The sequence below is a fragment of the Kaistella carnis genome, assembly GCF_003860585.1.
GTDB lineage: Bacteria > Bacteroidota > Bacteroidia > Flavobacteriales > Weeksellaceae > Kaistella > Kaistella carnis.
Genome location: NZ_CP034159.1, coordinates 981343 through 1000233 on the forward strand (window position 1 = coordinate 981343; position 18891 = coordinate 1000233).

The following is an 18891-nucleotide window of genomic DNA, read 5'->3' on the forward strand; positions in this document are numbered from 1 at the left end:
CAGTTTACTAGGGCATCAAGACCGTGTCAATGACGTGGATCATTCCGTTTGATTGATTAACATCTGCGATTGTTACTTTTGCAGAACCGCCTTTAGCATCTTGAATATAAACATCTTTGCCTTTCAACATAAATGTTAAGTCCTGACCTTCAACGGTTTTCGCCATAAACTTTCCGTTATTCTTCGCAATCATTTCAACCAGATCTTTGGAAGATATTTTTCCGGGTACGACATGGTACGTAAGAATTTTAGTAAGAGTTTCTATATTTTCCGGCATTAATAAAGTTTTTACTGTTCCTTTTGGCAATTTTGCAAACGCCTCATTGGTTGGAGCAAAGACGGTAAAAGGTCCTGCACTTTGCAATGTCTCCACCAAACCTGCTGCTTTTACTGCTGCAACTAAAGTGGTATGATCTTTAGAATTGACCGCATTTTCAACAATATTTTTAGATGGTTACATTGCTGCTCCTCCGACCATTACTGTTTTTTCTTTCTTGGTTTCCATTTGTGCATTGGCATTACTTGCGAAAGCCATTGTCATTGTTAGCGCTAATGCTGCTGTTGTTACGTTTGTAAAATTCATTTTGGTAATATTTATTATGTATGTCCGTAACTTCCCATAATTCCGTATATTTGTTTGATAATTAAATAATTGAGATGAATATTTTTAGTTTTGGCGTAGAGTTTAGCAGTGAAGAGGATTGTATATCTCATTTTAAAGCAGAACGTGACAAAATTGGCGTTTCCTGCAAGTGCGGAAAAACTGATTTTTTTTGGATTAAAAGCAGATTAAGTTACGAGTGTAAATCTTGTAGAAAGCGAACTACATTACGAAGTGGAACCATCATGGAAAATTCCAATTTGTCCTTTCTAGTTTGGTATAAAGCGATGTTTTTGATGAGTGCAACAAAAAAAGGATTTTCTGCTAAAGAAATGCAAAGGCAATTAGGTTTGAAGCGCTATGAGCCAGTTTGGGCTATGATGCACAAATTGAGAAAAGCGATGGGAAAACGAGATGAAAGATACACTTTAGAGGGCATGATTGAAATGGATGAAGGGTATTTTACAGTTGAATCTAGAGAACTGGAACAAGAGAAAGGGATTCGTGGAAGAGGTGCAGTTGGAAAGCAAAATGTTGCAGTGATGGCGGAATCTACGCCATTAGAAAATATAGAAACAGGAGAGACATCGAAATCTTGTAGATATTTTAAAGCAATAGTATTAGAAGATCATACAGCAGAGGGAATTAATGAGACTATTAAAGAATCTTTGGCAGAATCCAGCATAGTTTTTACAGATCAAAGCACGTCATATGTTGATATATCACAACTTGTAGAAATTCATATTTCAGAAAAATCTTCGAAAGAAACTACAAAAGATACTTTGCGTTGGGTTCACATATTTATCAGTAATGCGAAAAGGAATTTATTAGGAAATTACCACAAAATAAAACGCAAAAACCTTCAACTTTATCTAAATGAGTTTGTTTATAAGTTAAATCGGAGATATTTTGAAGATAAACTGTTCGATAGACTTGTGATAGCAAGCATTACAGGAGTATGATGAAAAACGGATATACATTTATTTATTAATGATTATTTTTCTTCAAAAATAGAATTAACAGATTATTGAACTTGTTTTCTTCTGCATTAATAATCTCCTATAAATTTCCTGTATAACTACAAAGTGATAAAGAAAGAATTAAGAAAATACCAAATTTCAACATTTAGAACAATATCTTACTATATTTTAAAATTTAGCACAAAACATGCCACATATTTGTAATCAAATAAACTTTAACGGAAATTGGGAATACTGGTAAAAATTTAATATTGGATCAGCACTTTTCTATTTAATTAGAAATTTAATTAAATCAAACGCTCTTTAAAATCTTGTAGTCATTATAGTCAGAGTCGCAGAAGAGCGGTACCAAGAATTGCGGCTTCCTGCTCAGAATGTGTGACCATAACAAATGTAGTTTGCAATTTTTGATGAATATCCTTCACTAAAATTTGAAGTTTATCGCGGGTTTCACTGTCCAATGCCGAGAAGGGTTCATCCATCAAAACAATTTTTGGCTCGTGCGCAATGGCGCGAATGATACCAACTCTTTGCTTCTGTCCACCGCTTATTTCATCCGGAAATTTATGAAGCAGATCATCTTTCAATCCAACCAACGGAAGAAGCTCAACAATTTTTTCTTTACAAAAGGCGTCCGATTTTTTTAACAATTTAAGACAGTAGATCATATTTTGATAGACCGTGAGATGCGGAAATAATGAATTTCCCTGAAGAACATAGCCCATTTGCAGTCGGTTCTTAATTAAATTTTCCTTTGATAATACCTCGCCATCGATTTTAACGAAACCTTTTTGGGGAAATAATAAACCATTGATTATTCGCAAGAGTGTTGATTTTCCACTGCCACTTTCACCTAAGATACAGGTGAAACTTCCGCGTTCGAAATTGGCTGAAAAATCCTCCAGAATATTTTTACCTTCGTATTTGAAATCGATATTTTCAACAGCAATAATTGTGTTTTCCTCCATCTTACTTCTTTAAAGTTTTAAGAAAATCATCAGCAACTTGTGCCGGACTTTTCTGTTCAATCTCGACCTTATAATTCAACTCCTGCATTTTTTCTGTAGAAATTTTTCCTTCCAGATTTTGCAAACTTTCTTTTATTTCGGGATATTTCTCCAGAATTTCCTGGCGGATGACAATTCCGGCTTCGTAATTTGGGAAATATTTTTTGTCATCTTCTAAAACCTGCAGATTCAATTTTTTTATTTGTGCATCGGTTGTGAAAACATCAACTGCGTTTATTTTTCCCTGTTCAAATGCTTGATACCGCAGATTAATATCCATTTCCTCTAACTTTTTAAAACTGAAAGGATATACTTTTTTCAATCCCGGAAAAGCATCACTTCTTTCAAAAAAGTCGAATTCTGCTCCAAAAGTAAATTCTGGACTTTGCTGAGCGAGGCCTGAAAAATCCAGAATATTTTTAGTTTTTGAATCTTCCTTAGAAATCGCCAAACCGTAGGTATTATTAAAACCTAAAAGACCGAGCCATTTTAATTTGAACTGCTCTTCATATATTTTATTTAATTCCGTAAAGTTGATCTGATTATTTGGCGGAAGATCTTTACTTAAGACGTTTAACCAAGCAGTTCCGGTGTATTCTACGTAAACATCTAAATCTCCGGATAACATCGCGGGCTGAATATTCGTGGTGCCGCCACCAATTCCAAATTTTCGAATCACTACAATATCAGAATTATTCTCAATTTCCTGTGCGATAATTTCTCCGAGAATAAACTGCTCACTGGTTGGTTTGGAGGCAACTACAATCGTTTTACCGTTTTTCGAAGACCCTGGATTCAAATAAATAAACGCTGCAATCGTGATTAACAAAACAAAAACTGTGGGGAAAATAATTCGATTTCTTTGTTTTTGGGTCGCGTTTTTAGAAATAACACGAAGCAAACTTTGATCTTTTTCAAAAGCACCAATCCATTGATCACCCAAAATTGCAAACAGAGAAATCCCGAGAGATCCTGTTACAATTAATCCCGTATTCATGGTATTCAAACCTCTAAAAATTGCTTGACCTAATCCTCCAGCGCCAATCAATGCTGCCAAACCTGTTAAGGCAACAATCATTACAACCGTAATTCTTAAACCCGATAAAATGGAAGGTAATGCGAGTGGAAAATAAATGTTTTTGAATACTTGAAAAGGCGTGGAACCTAAACCTTCTGCAGCTTCAACCAACTGCAACGGAACTTCTTTTAAACCGCTGTAAGTGCTTCTGACAATTGGCAGTAATCCGTAAATAATTAAAACAATGAGTGCGTTTTTCAGACCAATTCCAACCAACGGAATCAATAAACCAAACATCGCAATTGACGGAATTGTGTACAAAAAATTGATTAAAGGCAATATAATTTTTCGACTCTTTGAGGAATAAAAAACGAAAATTCCGAGAAGAATTCCCAGGAAAGTCACCGCCAAAAGAGAACCTAAAGAAAGCAAAAGGTGCTCCGCCAGAAGATTGAGAAAATACGTGCGTCGGTCCCAAAGATTCATTTAGATAATTTGATACAAGATAAAAATTATATATTTGGCGGACAACAATAATTTAATGCCGTAAAAATGTACAGGTAATTAAAATAATCACCTTACAACTTAATTTCCTTTTTTTCCTCGATGGTTATTTTTGAACCAACCGCCAAAAAAATAGAAGCAGGTTTTAAATCTTTAATGAAAGCGAATTCTTTTCCATAAACCGCTTCAAAATCGATTTTAGAATAATTCGCAGTTACCTTATATTGTCTCCATCGCGGATGTTTGACTTCATATTCGATCGTTTTTCTATCGCTGACCCTATTATACCCGTAGTAATGTTCTGTGATAAATTCTGCTTCTGAGCCAGGTTCAATTTCAATTGAATTTTTTTCGGTTTCTACATGAATGCGATTCCAGTGGCTTCCCATTTTCCATTCATAACTAAATTCCCGAAAATTATCTTGAGCTTTGATCTGATGTTTCATCAGTTTTGTTCGGTAATGCTCATTGTAAAAGGTATTTGCAATAAAAGAAACCGCGAATTTCGGCACAATTTCACTGATGAAAACCGCACCTCTTTTCCAGGCTCCATTTTCAAAACGACGAACGTAAAACCGTAAATTCACTTCCTCAAAATCGGAATGAAACGGAATTTTCAAGCCAAAAACACGAACATTCTCGAACATAAAACCAATAAAACTGACGTAGCACTTTCCCTCAAAAAAATCCAGTTCAGTTCCGGCCGGAACATATTTTTCCAGAATTTTTGGATCGATTACGTAGTTGATCATGGCTAAATTATTCCATTCTGCGGTGAGGAAACTCATATTTTGGTCGGTTTAATTGAGGGGTAAATGTAGAGATAAAAAAAACCTTCAAGCTTTTAAAAGCATTGAAGGTTTCTATCTTCATCAAATTATTTTAAAGTAGAATTACATTTTTTCCATTTTAAAACTCACACTTTCAATCACTTTTAAAATCGCTTCCACCGTATCCATTGAAGTTAAACAAGGAACTCCATTTTCAACCGAAGTTCTTCGGATTTGGAAACCGTCTCTTTCAGATTGTTTTCCTTTCGTCATGGTATTGACGATGTATTGAACTTTTCCGGTTTGAATTAAATCAATCAGATTAATTTCCGGATTTTCTTCAATCTTGTAACCGATTTTTGTGCGAACTCCATTTTCTTCAAAATAGTTGGCAGTTCCTTCAGTTGCCCAGATTCTGAACCCAATTTCCTGAAATCTTCGGGCGAGTTCACAGGCTTCTTCTTTATGTTTATCTGCGACAGTGAAAAGGATTGAGCCGTGTAAAGGCATTTTTCTTCCGGCTCCGATTAAACCTTTGTATAAGGCTTTTTCCAGCGTCGTGTCTTTCCCCATTACTTCTCCCGTGGATTTCATTTCTGGTCCGAGCGAAATATCAACTCTTGTTAATTTTGAAAAGGAGAAAACCGGAACTTTTACATAAACTCCGTCTTTCACTGGCGCCAAACCATTTTTATAACCGAGATCTTTTAATTTTTGTCCGAGGATTACTTTTGTAGCTAAATTCGCCATCGGAATTTCCGTGATTTTTGATAAGAAAGGAACGGTTCTACTCGATCTTGGATTTACTTCAATCACGTAAACCCCGCCTTGATAAAGAACATATTGAATATTCATTAATCCGATTACATTCAATCCTTTCGCTAATCTTTCAGTATAATCAACTAATGTAGCAATCTGCTCATCATTAATATTTTGCGGCGGATAAACGGCGATCGAATCTCCGGAGTGAACTCCTGCTCTTTCTATGTGTTCCATAATTCCTGGAATTACAACGGTTTCACCATCGCAGATAGCATCAATTTCAACTTCTTTTCCGGTTAAATATCGGTCAATCAAAATTGGATGTTCAGAATTTTCTTTGACCGCATTCGTCATATAATGAGAAAGTTCATGCTCATCATAAACGATTTCCATGGCTCTTCCTCCTAACACATAACTCGGACGAACTAAAACCGGGAAACCAATTTCATTTGCAATCACCAAGGCTTCTTCTTTTGTAAAACAAGTTTTTCCCAAAGGTTGGGGAATTCCCATTTCCTGAAGCGCTGCTTCAAATTTATTTCTATTTTCGGCACGATCTAAATCTTCCAATGACGTTCCTAAAATCTGAACGCCGTGTGCGGCTAATTTATCTGCTAAATTAATGGCGGTTTGCCCACCAAACTGAACGACGACGCCTTTTGGTTTTTCCAAATCGATGATGTTCATCACATCTTCTTCGGTCAAAGGTTCGAAATATAATTTATCAGAAATTGAGAAATCCGTAGAAACGGTTTCCGGATTATTATTAATAATGATGGCTTCGTAACCCATTTCTTTTATCGCCCAAACCGAATGAACCGTGGCGTAATCGAATTCTACACCTTGACCAATCCTGATTGGACCAGAACCCAGAACGATGATTTTTTCTTTATTGGAAGGAACACTTTCGTTTTCCTCTTCGTACGTTCCGTAGAAATAAGGCGTTTCACTTTCAAATTCCGCAGCGCAAGTATCGACCATTTTATAAACCGGCATTACTCCATTATTTCTTCGGTATTCAAAAATTTCCGTTTGAGTAGAGTTCCATAATGTTGCGATACTTAAATCTGAAAATCCTAATTTCTTGGCTTCTAATAAAATTTCTTTATCAAATTTATTTTCAGCTATTACTTTTTCAAAGTCGATTAGTTTTTTAATTTTCCAGATAAAGAATTTATCGATTTTGCTCCAGTCTACTATTTTTTCCCAGTCGTAACCTCTTCGTAATGCATCACCAATAATGAACAAACGCTCATCATCACAAACTCTGATTCTTCTTTCAATTTCTTCGTCCGTTAAAGCAGCGGCATCTTTTGATTTCAGTCCGATATGTCTTAAACCAGTTTCCAGAGAACGGATGGCTTTCTGCAAAGATTCCTCGAAATTTCGACCAATTGCCATTACTTCGCCAGTTGCTTTCATTTGAGTCGAAAGACGTCGGTCAGCAGTTTCAAATTTATCGAAAGGAAAACGTGGGAATTTCGTCACCACATAATCCAAAGCAGGTTCGAAACATGCGTACGTTTTTCCTGTTACGGGATTCATAATTTCATCTAAAGTCAAACCGACTGCAATTTTCGCCGCGATTTTCGCAATCGGATAACCGGTTGCTTTACTCGCCAAAGCCGATGAACGCGAAACTCTTGGATTCACTTCGATGATATAATAATCGTAAGAATTTGGATCCAAAGCCAACTGAACATTACAACCACCTTCAATTCCTAAAGCGCGAATGATCTTTAATGAAGAGTTTCTCAACATTTGATATTCACGGTCAGAAAGCGTTTGCGAAGGCGCAACTACAATCGAATCCCCAGTGTGAATTCCCACAGGATCGATGTTTTCCATATTACAAACCACAATAGCATTGTCGTTTTTGTCGCGCATTACTTCGTACTCGATTTCCTTGAAACCGGCGATGGATTTTTCAATCAAACACTGACGAACTGGTGAATATTTCAATCCGAAACTAGTAATTTCTTTCAATTCGTCATCATTGTGAGCAATTCCACCTCCAGTTCCACCCATCGTAAAGGCGGGACGAACAATCACGGGATAACCAATGTTGTGCGCAAATTCTAAAGCCGATTGAACGTTATTTACAATATCAGAATCTGGAACGGGTTCGTTTAATTCGCGCATTAAATTCCGAAATAAATCACGGTCTTCTGCTTGATTGATGGCTGAAAGTTTGGTTCCTAAAACTTCCACTTTACATTCTTCCAAAATTCCGGAATTTTCTAATTCTACGGCCATATTTAAACCAGTTTGCCCACCCAAAGTTGGCAAAAGCGCATCTGGACGTTCCTTACGAATAATATGACTTACGAATTCTAATGATATTGGTTCGATGTACACTTTATCGGCAATTTCCACATCAGTCATGATGGTTGCCGGATTGGAATTTATCAGGATTACTTTGTAGCCTTCTTCTCTCAAAGACAAGCAAGCCTGAGTTCCTGCATAATCAAATTCTGCAGCTTGTCCGATGATGATTGGACCACTTCCGATCACTAAAATTGTTTTAATATCTGTACGTTTCATATAATTAGTGTAACAATTTATCAATGTAACAATTTAACAAATTGTGTTTGTGATTTAAATATTACGAGGATTATCCTTAGATAAACTCGTGCTTAAAATTTTATAAATAATTTTACCTATTTCGGTAATTTGAGTTTCCAGTTTTTCATCGAAAGGATATGATTTGGAATGTTTGCATAGAAAGAGCCAATATTTTGTTTCTTCAACTTCTTTAGCAGCAATTTTTATCTTATGAATGAAATCTTTTCTGCTGTATGGATTTTGTGCTTCAAATGAATTAGCGCCAATGCTTGTTCCAGATCGTAATAATTGTTTTGCAATTACAAACTTCCTTTTATCTTCTAATAATTCACAATAATCAATAATATCTAAAGAAAATTGAACCGTTTTTTGAAGTAATGGATTATTTTCGAAATTGATCATATTGTGAAATTTAGATTGTTAAACTGTTACATTCTTAAATTGTTCCATTAATTGAATAAACTCATCGAACAAATAATTCGCATCTTCGGGACCTGGACTTGCTTCCGGGTGATATTGCACAGAGAAACAAGGATGAATTTTGTGTTTCAAACCTTCATTAGTTCTGTCGTTTAAAGCGATATGCGTTTCTTCTAAATCAGTATTATTTAAAGATTCCTGATCGACGGCGTAACCGTGATTTTGAGAAGTAATCGCAACTTTATTTTTCTTCAGATCTAAAACCGGATGATTTCCACCGCGATGTCCGAATTTCAATTTAAAAGTTTTTGCACCACTTGCCAAAGCGATCAATTGATGTCCTAAACAGATTCCAAAAATTGGAACTTTACCTAAAAGTTTTTGAATCATTTCGATGGCACCTTTTACATCTTCCGGATCACCGGGACCGTTGGAAAGCATCACTCCGTCAGGATTGATCAACAGAATTTCTTCTGCCGTTGTATCCTGAGAAACGACGATAACGTCGCAGTCTCTTTGAGCGAGTTCACGTAAAATCCCGAGTTTAGAACCGTAATCAACTAAGACTACTTTCAAACCTCTTCCCGGATTTGCGTACGATGTTTTGGTAGAAACCTGCGCAACCTGATCAGTTGCTAAAACAGAGGCTTTTAAATTTTCGAACACTACATTTTCATCGGCATCTTCATTGACAATTTTACCTTTTACAACGCCTGAATTTCGAAGAACTCTCGTTAATCTTCTGGTATCAATTCCGGAAATTCCGGAAAGATTTCTCTTTTGAAAAAATTCATGCAGATCCATTTGCGTTCTAAAGTTGGAAGGAAAATCACACACTTCTTTTACGATTAAACCTTTGATTGCAGGTTCGATACTTTCGTAATCATCGCGGTTAATTCCGTAATTTCCGATGAGCGGATAGGTCATACAAACGATTTGCCCGCAGTAGGAAGGATCGGATATCAATTCCTGATAACCGGTCATCCCGGTATTGAAAACGACTTCGCCTTCAATGTCCTGCTCGGCTCCGAAACCTTTTCCATGGAAAACTTCGCCAGATTCTAAAATTAATTTCTTTTTCATTTTTACTTTTTACTAGATCTTCACTTTTTATTTTTTAGAAAAAAGACGCAAGAATTTCTTTCATAATACTGCGTCAATTACATCAACCAAGGAACGAACCTTAGTGATTTTTAGATTTATTTTACTCGAATTCGAATCCTTTTGCTTCCAAGGCAGTTTTCAAAATGGCCATTCTTGCAAAAACGCCGTTTTCCATTTGTTTGAAAATTCTTGAGCGTTTGCATTCTACCAATTCATCAGCAATCTCCACTCCTCTGTTAATCGGGGCTGGATGCATAATGATGGCATCTTTTTTCATTGCTTTTTCTCGTTCTGTGGTCAGACCAAACTGACGGTGGTATTTATCAGAAGAAAGTTTTAATTTTTCGTCGCTATCATGTCTTTCATGCTGAATTCTCAATAACATTACAACATCAACTTCTTTTACCAAATCATCGATGGATAAATAAGTTCCGTTAATAATTGTTCCTTCATCAAACCATTGTTCAGGTCCGGAGAAATAAACTTTAGCACCCAGTTTTCTTAAAACTTCTGCATTCGAATTTGCGACACGGCTGTGTTTTACATCGCCAACAATTCCAACTTTTAACCCTTTAAATTTTCCGAATTCCTGCTGAATTGTCATTAAATCTAAAATATTTTGAGAAGGATGATTTCCGGTTCCATCGCCGCCGTTGATAATGGCAATATCAATTCCTTTAAATTCATCATAAAACTTTTCCTTCTTGTGACGGATCACACAAAGGTCGAGCCCGATGCTCTTCAATGTTTTCACCGTATCATAAAGTGATTCTCCTTTATTTACAGAACTTGCGGAGATATCAAAGGGAACAACGTTTAATCCTAGTTTTCTTTCGGCCACATCAAAACTAGTTTTTGTTCTGGTACTGTCTTCAAAAAAAAGATTAGAAACATAGATCTCACCTTTAGCTTTCAAAGTTTTACCTTTTGAAAATTCGTCGGCATCCTGGAGTAATTTATTAATTTTCTCTACTGATAAATCGGCTGTTCTGAGCATAATTTTAGTTTTTTAATCAAAAAAAAACGAAGCCAATAGGGCTTCGTTATGTTAATAAATATCGTTGAACTCGGCATTGCTGCCTTTATGTAAATCGTCTAATGGAAATCTTCTTTTCATTAGGTGCAAATATATCATTTTATTTCAAAGGTTACAATATAAAAGTCAAACTATAATTAATAATTTCAAAATATTGCTAATTTAATATATCTTTGCTAAAAAGATATAGTTATGCCAAATTCATGTCCGAAATGCAGTGGAAAGAATATCGTTAAAAGCGGTATTATTAACGAGCGTCAAAGGTTTTTATGCAAAGACTGCAACTATTATTTCACAGTAAAAAAACTAGGGAAACAGATTGACGATTATGTGGTTACGAAAGCGCTTCAACTTTATTTGGAAGGTTTGAGTTACCGTGAGATTGAACGAATCATCGGCGTTTCACACAACACCGTAAGTTCCTGGATCAAGAAATACAATATTATCCGTCCACCACATTCTGATTTTCATCCGGTGTACAAAGTCTTTAAACAAAATGAACTTTTAGAATATATGTCAAAAGAAGAAAACTTAAAAGGTTCAGGTTTGGTCATTACGGAGTTTGGCGATAAATACATGATGATTAAATGGGAACGGTTTAAGAAGTAAAATGCTTCATATTCTTGGTTTTTAAAAAAATTATTTCAACAACTATATTCATTACACTGATATATATTAAATTTCTTCAATCAAATTTTTAGTTTCAATTTCGTTTCAACAAAAAAACACACTAAAAATTATTAATCCATGAAGAAATCAACTGTTTTGTTAGGAATCGTTTCTTCTCTATTTTTTTCAAACTTACTTTTAGCGCAAGAAACTCCCACTAATGAAGATCTTCTAAAAAGAATCGAAGCATTGGAAGCAGAAAAAGCCAAGCCGAAAGAATGGGATGCCTCCTTCTATGGCTGGGTTCGCACGGAATATAATTTCGACAGCAGACAATCTGCGTACTCCCGAGAAATGCATCTCAATCTTTATCCACTTGATGAAAAATTAGATGCGAACGGAAAAGACATCAATGCTGCCGGAGGAAGCAACTTTTTAGCAATCACTTCCAGAGTCGGAATTCGATTTAAAGGTCCGGATGTTTGGGGCGCAAAAGCAAGCGGAAATATTGAAGCAGATTTCTTCGGCAATACAGAATTGAATAAATCTTCAGCCGGAAGTGGAAGTATGGGTTTAATGAGACTTCGTCACGCGACCGCAACTTTAGCCTGGCCAAAAACTGCAGTTACTTTCGGACAGACTTGGTATCCTTCCGTTGTTCCCGATGTTTTTCCTGGCGTTGCCAACTTTAATTCTGGAATCATTTTTAACCCATTCGGTTGGGCAGGTCAAATTAAAGTGGCTCAAAAATTAACTCCGGAATTAACTTTAAGTCTTGTTGCTTATAAAGACAGAGAGTTCCAAACTGCTAATGCAACCGGTGCTTCTTTCAATAGCGCAACATTTAATTCTTCTATTCCGACTTTCCACGGACAGTTACAATACAAAACAAAAACAGTTACGACGGGACTTGGTGCAGAATATCAATCTTTGAAACCGGTTATTGAATCGGCAGGTTTAGTATCGAATGAGAAAGTAAATTCTGAAATGTTCTTCGGTTACTTTAAATATGCCAACGATAAAATTATTACCAAACTTTACGGAATTACCGGTGGAAATCTTCATCATTTAGTAATGCTCGGTGGTTTCGCAGGTTACACAGAACCAAACGGACAGGAATCTTATAAACCAACAAAAACTTCAGCGCTCTGGGTTGATGTTGCGAGTGCAAATCCAAAAGTGGCTCCGGGAGTTTTCTTTGGATACACTAAAAACTCGGGTGTTGATGCCGGTTTCAAAAACCTTTACGTTCGTGGCGCTTCAGGAGCAAGAATCCTTGACGATGTTTGGCGTGCTTCTGCAAGAGTTGATTTCAAACAAAACAAATTCAACATTTCTCCGGAAATTGAATACACCGCAGCAACATGGGGCGATTTAAATGCTGAAGGAAAAGCCCAAAATAATATGAAAGATGTGGGCAATCTACGAGCAATGGTGAGAGTGATGTATTCTTTTTAATTAAAGGAAAAACCAATTTCCAAAATTGTCCTAAACCAAATTTCACAAAATAAAAAACAAATAAATTATGGCCAAAAAGTTTAAAACGCAGGAAGAGCATGATGCTTATGTTGCGGAGAGAAAGAAAAACAAAACCATTTGGGGCGTCATCATGGCTTCCTCACTTGGGACACTGATTGAGTGGTATGACTTCTACATTTTCGGAAGTTTAGCCGTGGTTTTAGCCACTAAATTTTTCCCGGCAGATAATCCAACTGCGGCCTTCTTATCTACCTTGGCAACGTTTGCTGCCGGATTTGTGGTAAGACCTTTTGGGGCTTTATTCTTCGGAAGACTGGGAGACATCATCGGTAGAAAATATACGTTCCTGGTAACGCTTCTCATCATGGGATTCTCAACCTTCCTAATTGGTTGTGTACCGGAATATGAAACGATTGGATACGCTGCACCGGTTCTGGTTTTAATCTTAAGACTTTTACAAGGTTTAGCATTAGGTGGAGAATATGGAGGTGCCGCAACTTATGTTGCTGAATATTCGCAACCAAACCGCCGAGGATACTGGACTTCCTGGATTCAAACGACGGCAACTTCAGGTTTATTTATTTCATTGATCGTGATTTTGGTAACTAAAACTTCACTTTCGCCAGAAGAATTTGACAGTTGGGGTTGGAGAATTCCGTTCTGGATCTCAATTTTAATGGTTGGTGTTTCTTACATCATTCGTCGGAATATGGCTGAATCTCCACTTTTTGCAAAAGCGAAAAAAGAAGGTAAAACTTCTAAAAATCCATTGAAAGAAAGTTTCGGAAATAAATTTAATTTCAAATTTGTATTGCTTGCTTTATTTGGAGCCGTAATGGGACAGGGAGTTATCTGGTACACCGGACAGTTTTACTCCATGAGTTTTATGCAGAAAGTAATGAATATTGAATCTGCACAAGTTGATACGATGATGGCTTTAGCACTTTTTGTGGCAACTCCATTATTTGTACTTTTCGGTTGGCTATCTGATAAAATCGGTCGTAAACCAATTATGATGATCGGAATGTTATTGGCAATTATCGCTTACCGACCAATCTATAAAGCCATGTACAACTCGGTAAAAATCGAAAGTAAAGTTGTTACTAAAAACGGATTAACAGAAAAGAGAACCGTAAAAGTTCACGCTAAAATCCCAACCGACAGTTTGATCACGTTCCATCAGGAAAAAGTATTTACAGACGGAACGGTAATGAAAAAAGACAGCATCGTACATTGGGCAGCAGCCGGACCAAGCATGGTTAACGGTAAACCTGAAGAACCGCTTATCAAACAAGCGATTACGGTAAATCCGGACACCAGATGGTTACTCATTGTTTTAGTATTTATACAGGTTGTTTTTGTGACCATGGTTTACGGACCGATTGCCGCCTTCCTGGTAGAAATGTTCCCACTGAAAATTCGTTACACTTCGATGTCATTGCCTTACCACATCGGTAATGGAGTGTTTGGAGGATTGCTTCCGGCAGTTGCAACTTATCTCGTCGTCTCCGGAAAAAGCGCCGGACATTCCGAATGGTATCTCGAAGGATTATGGTATCCAATCGTCGTCGCCGCAGTCTGTTTGGTTATCGGAACCCTTTACTTAAAAACTAAAAATAAAAGTTTAGAAGAAGATGAATTGGTAGAAGAAACAGAGGTTGAAAATCCCGTAGTTTAACACGCATCATCTTTCAAATTTTCATTAACTTTAAAAAACAAAAAAATGGATCAAGTAAAAAAAATATTAGGAATTGTCTGGATGCTTTTAGCATTGGTAGTCGCCTACTACGGTTTAAGTATGTTTGGAATTCCGAAAATTATGTCGGACAAACAAGAAGACACCGTATTTGGCTGGATCATCCTCACCGTACTGATGCCGATCATCGTAGGTGGTTTAGGAATCTTCGGCTGGTATTCTTTTACAGGAGAATATTCCGACGATAAAGTATAGTACAATTTAAAATTAGGAAACTAACGGGAAATTCCTTTCCCGTTGTTTTCTTTTAATTATTAAAATGAAATCGTCAATTATATATTTTCTAAAAAAATCAAAATGGCGATTAAACGATTCCATATGACTTTTAAATTGAATAGAAACTTCATATGAAAAAGAGACATCAACAAAAACTGATTATTTTAAGTATTGCATTGTTTATTTTATTCAATGCGCCGGTTTTGCTTTTGTTCAACAGTTCACAGAAATTAATTGGCTTGCCGCTCATTTACGTTTATATCTTTTTTGTTTGGGCAGCCTCATGTCTCACTTCATTTATTATTTTTAAAAAATTTCATGAATAGTTATTTGCTTTTTGCACTGGTTGTACTCTATCTGGGTCTTCTGTTCTTTATTGCGTATTTCGCGGAGAAGAGAAGAAGCAGTTTTTGGGTAAACAATCCGTACGTTTATGCACTTTCTCTGGCAGTTTACTGCTCGGCATGGACGTATTACGGAAGCATCGGTGTGGCAGCAAATCAAGGTTTAGAATATATGGCGATCTACGTTGGTCCCATCATTATTATTCCAGCCTGGATTTATATCAATTCAAAAATCATCCGAATTTCTCGGGTAAATAAAATCAGTAGTATCGCAGATTTCATTTCTTTGAGATACGGAAACAGCCGCTCGTTAAGTGCTTTAATTGCTTTGGTTTGTATGTTTGCGATTATTCCTTACGTCGGTTTACAGATTAAAGCGATCTCGGAAACCTTCCATTTAATAACGGAAACCGATCAAACTACAAATATATTTTTCGATTCGGCAACCTATGTTGTTTTAATAATCGCCTTATTCTCCTCTTATTACGGAACAAAATATGTGGATGCTTCGGAAAAAAGACTTGGAATTATTTCTGCCGTTGCAGTTGAAAGTTTCTTAAAATTAATTTTCTTCATCATTCTCGGCATCTTCGTGGTTTATGGTGTATTTAATGGTTTCGAAGACATCTACAACCAAGCCGAAAAGTTACCGGACTTCGCTGCCAAAAATACCTTTAACGGTTTAGAAGGCGGCTTCAACTGGTTCTTAATGTCGATGCTTTCGATGTCCGCGATTTTTCTTTTGCCAAGACAATTTCACACCGCAATTATCGAAAACAGAAAAGAGAAACACATCAAAACTGCAATTTGGCTGTTCCCTTTATATCTTTTAATATTCAACTTCTTCGTGTTCCCAATTGCTTGGGGCGGAAAGATTTTATTTTTTGGTGAAGATGTAAATCCCGAACTCTACTCTATTCTCATTCCACAGAAATTTGGAAATACAATCATTTCTACGATGGTTTTCTTCGGTGGATTAAGCGCCTGTATTTCGATGATTATTATTTCGAGTTTTTCATTGTCGATTATGCTTTCGAATAACATCATCATTCCTTACGGCTGGCTGGATAGGTTTAAATTTGGGTCGGAAACAGACAACACCAAAAACATCGTTAACATTAGAAAAATCAGTATTTTCTTATTGATTTTGGTCAGTTTTATTTTTTATAAATATTTTATATTAGGTAAAAGTATATTCAGTATTGGTTTGGTTTCTTTTGTTTTAATCGCACAATTAGCACCTACTTTTTTCGGCGCTATATTTTGGCGACGTGGAACTTATTTAGGTTCGATGACCGGAATTATTGTGGGAGTTCTTATTTGTTATTTAGGTTTAGTACTGCCAAGTTTTTCTGAAAATTACCAACAAAGTACTTTTTTCAATCACGGTTTTTTCAGTTTTTTTAATATTCCTTACTTATCGCCAATTCCACAGATTTTCTTCTGGAGTCTGTTAGTTAATGGTCTTTTATTTACCATTATTTCGGCAAATACAGTTTCAGATTATCGCGAAAGAAATTATGCTGAAATTTATGTAGACATCAATGATTACATTCAAAATCACGAGAACGCATACATCTGGAAAGGAACGGCAAATGTTTCTGATATTCAAAAGATTTTAGTTCGATTTTTAGGAGAGAAAAAGACAGAGCAAGCCTTGAAAATCTTCAATTTAAAATATAAAATCACCGACGATAGTGATACGGCTGATTCCCGTTTCATCAAGTTTTCAGAGAACCTTTTAAGCGGAAGAATCGGAACAGCATCAGCAAAAATTTTAATTGAAGGCGTAACCAAAGAAGATAAAATTTCTCTTCCGGAAGTTTTAAAAATCTTGGAAGAATCGAAGGAAAATATTTCTATTAATAAACAGTTGAGTGAGCAGTCTTCGCAGTTATTAAAACTATCTGATGATCTTCAAAATGCCAATAAAAATCTAATCGTAAAAGACAAACAAAAAGATGAATTCCTCGATAGCGTTGCACACGAACTTCGCACACCGCTGACGGCAATTCGCGCGACGAGTGAAATTCTTTTAGATGATGAAGAAATGCCGGCAGAATTAAAGAAAGATTTCCTGGAAAACATCATTTCAGAATCCGATCGTTTGAGTGAAATTATTAATGACATTCTTTATTTAGACAAACTGGAAACTGGAACTATTCCCTTAAACATTCAGTCCTTTAATATTATTGAAACTTTCCGGAAATCAGTGAAACCTTTACTTCATCTTTTTGAACAAAGAAGTCTTCACCATTCGGAAGTCAATCTTTTAGAAGATGAAATTTTTGAATATGATGAACCCAGAATGATTCAGGTTTTTCAAAATATTTTAGGAAACGCTTTGAAATTCACCAATGAACAAGGCATGATTCAAACGAAATTTCAGAAACAGGAAAACCAGTTAAAAATTTCCATTTTCAATACAGGAAAAATAATTCCGACCGAAGATCTGGCCTTCATCTTTGAGAAATTCTATCAGTCGAAAAATCAAAATCTTCAAAAACCAACAGGAAGTGGATTAGGTTTAGCGATTTGTAAAAAAATAATGATCGCACATGGCGGCGACATCGAAGTAAAAAACAAAGAAATTGGAGTAACGTTTGAGGTTTTCTTACCAATTAAAGAACATAACAATGAACTCGAAGAGTTCAACAATAATAGCCGTATGTGAAACGTACGGAAAAATGATATAAAAAGAACCAAGAACCCGAAGGGTTCAACAACAATAGCCGTATGTGAAACGTACGGAAAAAATGATCAAAAAAAATGTCACCCTACACCCAAATATATTATCACATCGTATTTTCTACAAAACATAGAAAACCAACCCTCAATTCTAAACACGAAGACGAATTGTATAAATATATCTGGGGAATTATTAAAAACAAAAAATGCACGCTATACAGGATTAATGGAATGCCCGATCATCTCCATATTTTCACCAGTTTGCATCCAACCGTTCGACTGAGCGATCTGGTAAAAGACATTAAAGTTGCCAGTAACTTATGGATGAAACAAAATGATTTGTTTCCCGAATTTGAAGAATGGCAGGAAGGTTATGGCGCATTTACGTACTGCATAAGAGATAAAGAGATGATCATTAATTATATTAAAAATCAAAAAAAGCATCACCATGCTGAAGATTTTGAATCCGAATACCGGAGATTATTGCTGGAAAATGAAATTGAATTTGATGAAAAATATCTTTTATAAACCTAGTCCGTAAGTTTCACATATGGCAAAGAAATTCAACCGCTTCGCGGTCGCCCAAAAGAACGAAGAACGCGAAGCGTTCAACAATAACAACTGTAGGAGAAACCTACGGCAAAATGAAAGAAACATGAAAAAAATATTAATCGCCGACGACGAACACAAAATCATCATGACCTTGGAATACGCATTTAAGAAAGCAGGTTATGAAGTTTTTATCGCCAGAGACGGTTCCGAAGTTTTGGAACTGTTGAAAACCGAAATCCCCGATATGATTTTATTGGACATTATGATGCCCAATGTTGATGGCTACACCACGCTTTCAGAAATTAAAAAAGATAAAAACCTTAGTGGAATAAAAGTCATTTTACTTTCCGCAAAAAGTGGCGAAGCAGATATTAAAAAAGGGCTGGAACTTGGCGCAGATGATTACATCACCAAACCTTATTCAATAAAAAAACTGACAGAGCGGGTTGAAGAACTTTTGGCAGATAAGCAATAAGTAAT

The 18891-nt window shown here is 36.1% G+C and carries 15 protein-coding genes and 1 pseudogene; 8 read left to right on the forward strand and 8 right to left on the reverse strand.

The genetic code is table 11. The annotated features are described in order from the left end of the window. Positions 1 to 7 precede the first annotated feature (7 nt). Positions 8 to 583 (reverse strand): annotated as a pseudogene (locus EIB73_RS04395) (fasciclin domain-containing protein). Between the two features lie 74 nt (positions 584 to 657). On the opposite strand from EIB73_RS04395, the gene EIB73_RS04400 reads away from it, so the two are divergent. Beyond that, positions 658 to 1563: an IS1595 family transposase gene (locus EIB73_RS04400; protein ID WP_125021496.1), complete on the forward strand. Its 906-nt coding sequence runs from the start codon at positions 658 to 660 to the stop codon at positions 1561 to 1563. Positions 1564 to 1907: 344 nt separating this feature from the next. On the opposite strand, the gene EIB73_RS04405 is transcribed toward EIB73_RS04400, so the two are convergent. The 7 genes from EIB73_RS04405 to EIB73_RS04435 all read right to left on the reverse strand — a co-directional run bounded on the left by EIB73_RS04405 (position 1908) and on the right by EIB73_RS04435 (position 10728). After that, positions 1908 to 2549: an ABC transporter ATP-binding protein gene (locus EIB73_RS04405; RefSeq protein ID WP_125023000.1), complete on the reverse strand. Its 642-nt coding sequence runs from the start codon at positions 2547 to 2549 to the stop codon at positions 1908 to 1910. A 1-nt stretch (position 2550) separates the two neighbouring features. Beyond that, on the reverse strand, positions 2551 to 4092 hold the full coding sequence (locus EIB73_RS04410) for an ABC transporter permease/substrate-binding protein (protein WP_125023002.1): 1542 nt from the start codon (positions 4090 to 4092) through the stop codon (positions 2551 to 2553). Between the two features lie 92 nt (positions 4093 to 4184). Continuing rightward, positions 4185 to 4898, reverse strand: coding sequence for a YqjF family protein (locus EIB73_RS04415; protein WP_125023005.1), 714 nt, complete (start codon positions 4896 to 4898; stop codon positions 4185 to 4187). Positions 4899 to 5003: 105 nt separating this feature from the next. Further along, a complete protein-coding gene (carB, locus tag EIB73_RS04420; RefSeq protein WP_125023007.1) occupies positions 5004 to 8186 on the reverse strand; it encodes a carbamoyl-phosphate synthase large subunit in 3183 nt (1060 codons plus the stop codon). A gap of 54 nt (positions 8187 to 8240) precedes the next feature. Continuing rightward, a complete protein-coding gene (locus tag EIB73_RS04425; protein WP_125023009.1) occupies positions 8241 to 8609 on the reverse strand; it encodes a four helix bundle protein in 369 nt (122 codons plus the stop codon). Between the two features lie 18 nt (positions 8610 to 8627). After that, positions 8628 to 9710, reverse strand: coding sequence for a carbamoyl phosphate synthase small subunit (locus tag EIB73_RS04430; RefSeq protein ID WP_125023011.1), 1083 nt, complete (start codon positions 9708 to 9710; stop codon positions 8628 to 8630). 121 nt (positions 9711 to 9831) lie between these two features. Then, a complete protein-coding gene (locus tag EIB73_RS04435) occupies positions 9832 to 10728 on the reverse strand; it encodes an aspartate carbamoyltransferase catalytic subunit (protein ID WP_125023013.1) in 897 nt (298 codons plus the stop codon). Positions 10729 to 10959: 231 nt separating this feature from the next. Between EIB73_RS04435 and EIB73_RS04440 the strand changes: the two genes are divergently transcribed. From EIB73_RS04440 to EIB73_RS04475, 7 genes are all read left to right on the forward strand, one after another. Continuing rightward, positions 10960 to 11376 carry an IS1/IS1595 family N-terminal zinc-binding domain-containing protein gene (locus tag EIB73_RS04440; protein WP_125023015.1) on the forward strand — a complete coding sequence of 139 codons (417 nt, stop codon included), beginning with the start codon at positions 10960 to 10962 and terminating at the stop codon, positions 11374 to 11376. Positions 11377 to 11514: 138 nt separating this feature from the next. Continuing rightward, positions 11515 to 12834, forward strand: coding sequence for a hypothetical protein (locus tag EIB73_RS04445; RefSeq protein WP_125023017.1), 1320 nt, complete (start codon positions 11515 to 11517; stop codon positions 12832 to 12834). 151 nt (positions 12835 to 12985) lie between these two features. Beyond that, positions 12986 to 14533: an MFS transporter gene (locus tag EIB73_RS04450; RefSeq protein WP_380219186.1), complete on the forward strand. Its 1548-nt coding sequence runs from the start codon at positions 12986 to 12988 to the stop codon at positions 14531 to 14533. A 45-nt stretch (positions 14534 to 14578) separates the two neighbouring features. Further along, positions 14579 to 14806 (forward strand): DUF6814 family protein, encoded by a 228-nt coding sequence (locus EIB73_RS04455; RefSeq protein ID WP_125023021.1) that lies wholly within the window; start codon positions 14579 to 14581, stop codon positions 14804 to 14806. 339 nt (positions 14807 to 15145) lie between these two features. After that, the gene (locus EIB73_RS04465; RefSeq protein ID WP_125023025.1) at positions 15146 to 17845 is read left to right on the forward strand and encodes an ATP-binding protein; all 2700 of its coding nucleotides are present in this window, start codon (positions 15146 to 15148) and stop codon (positions 17843 to 17845) included. Between the two features lie 95 nt (positions 17846 to 17940). After that, a complete protein-coding gene (gene tnpA, locus EIB73_RS04470; protein ID WP_125023027.1) occupies positions 17941 to 18387 on the forward strand; it encodes an IS200/IS605 family transposase in 447 nt (148 codons plus the stop codon). A gap of 127 nt (positions 18388 to 18514) precedes the next feature. Beyond that, on the forward strand, positions 18515 to 18886 hold the full coding sequence (locus tag EIB73_RS04475) for a response regulator transcription factor (protein WP_125023029.1): 372 nt from the start codon (positions 18515 to 18517) through the stop codon (positions 18884 to 18886). The last annotated feature ends 5 nt before the right edge of the window (positions 18887 to 18891 follow it).

Bases quoted from the DNA above. Each gene is read 5' to 3' on its own strand.
- EIB73_RS04400 (WP_125021496.1), top strand. From the start codon at position 658: ATGAATATTTTTAGTTTTGGCGTAGAGTTTAGCAGTGAAGAGGATTGT.
- EIB73_RS04405 (WP_125023000.1), bottom strand. From the start codon at position 2,549: ATGGAGGAAAACACAATTATTGCTGTTGAAAATATCGATTTCAAATAC.
- EIB73_RS04410 (WP_125023002.1), bottom strand. From the start codon at position 4,092: ATGAATCTTTGGGACCGACGCACGTATTTTCTCAATCTTCTGGCGGAG.
- EIB73_RS04415 (WP_125023005.1), bottom strand. From the start codon at position 4,898: ATGAGTTTCCTCACCGCAGAATGGAATAATTTAGCCATGATCAACTAC.
- carB (WP_125023007.1), bottom strand. From the start codon at position 8,186: ATGAAACGTACAGATATTAAAACAATTTTAGTGATCGGAAGTGGTCCA.
- EIB73_RS04425 (WP_125023009.1), bottom strand. From the start codon at position 8,609: ATGATCAATTTCGAAAATAATCCATTACTTCAAAAAACGGTTCAATTT.
- EIB73_RS04430 (WP_125023011.1), bottom strand. From the start codon at position 9,710: ATGAAAAAGAAATTAATTTTAGAATCTGGCGAAGTTTTCCATGGAAAA.
- EIB73_RS04435 (WP_125023013.1), bottom strand. From the start codon at position 10,728: ATGCTCAGAACAGCCGATTTATCAGTAGAGAAAATTAATAAATTACTC.
- EIB73_RS04440 (WP_125023015.1), top strand. From the start codon at position 10,960: ATGCCAAATTCATGTCCGAAATGCAGTGGAAAGAATATCGTTAAAAGC.
- EIB73_RS04445 (WP_125023017.1), top strand. From the start codon at position 11,515: ATGAAGAAATCAACTGTTTTGTTAGGAATCGTTTCTTCTCTATTTTTT.
- EIB73_RS04450 (WP_380219186.1), top strand. From the start codon at position 12,986: ATGGCTTCCTCACTTGGGACACTGATTGAGTGGTATGACTTCTACATT.
- EIB73_RS04455 (WP_125023021.1), top strand. From the start codon at position 14,579: ATGGATCAAGTAAAAAAAATATTAGGAATTGTCTGGATGCTTTTAGCA.
- EIB73_RS04465 (WP_125023025.1), top strand. From the start codon at position 15,146: ATGAATAGTTATTTGCTTTTTGCACTGGTTGTACTCTATCTGGGTCTT.
- tnpA (WP_125023027.1), top strand. From the start codon at position 17,941: ATGTCACCCTACACCCAAATATATTATCACATCGTATTTTCTACAAAA.
- EIB73_RS04475 (WP_125023029.1), top strand. From the start codon at position 18,515: ATGAAAAAAATATTAATCGCCGACGACGAACACAAAATCATCATGACC.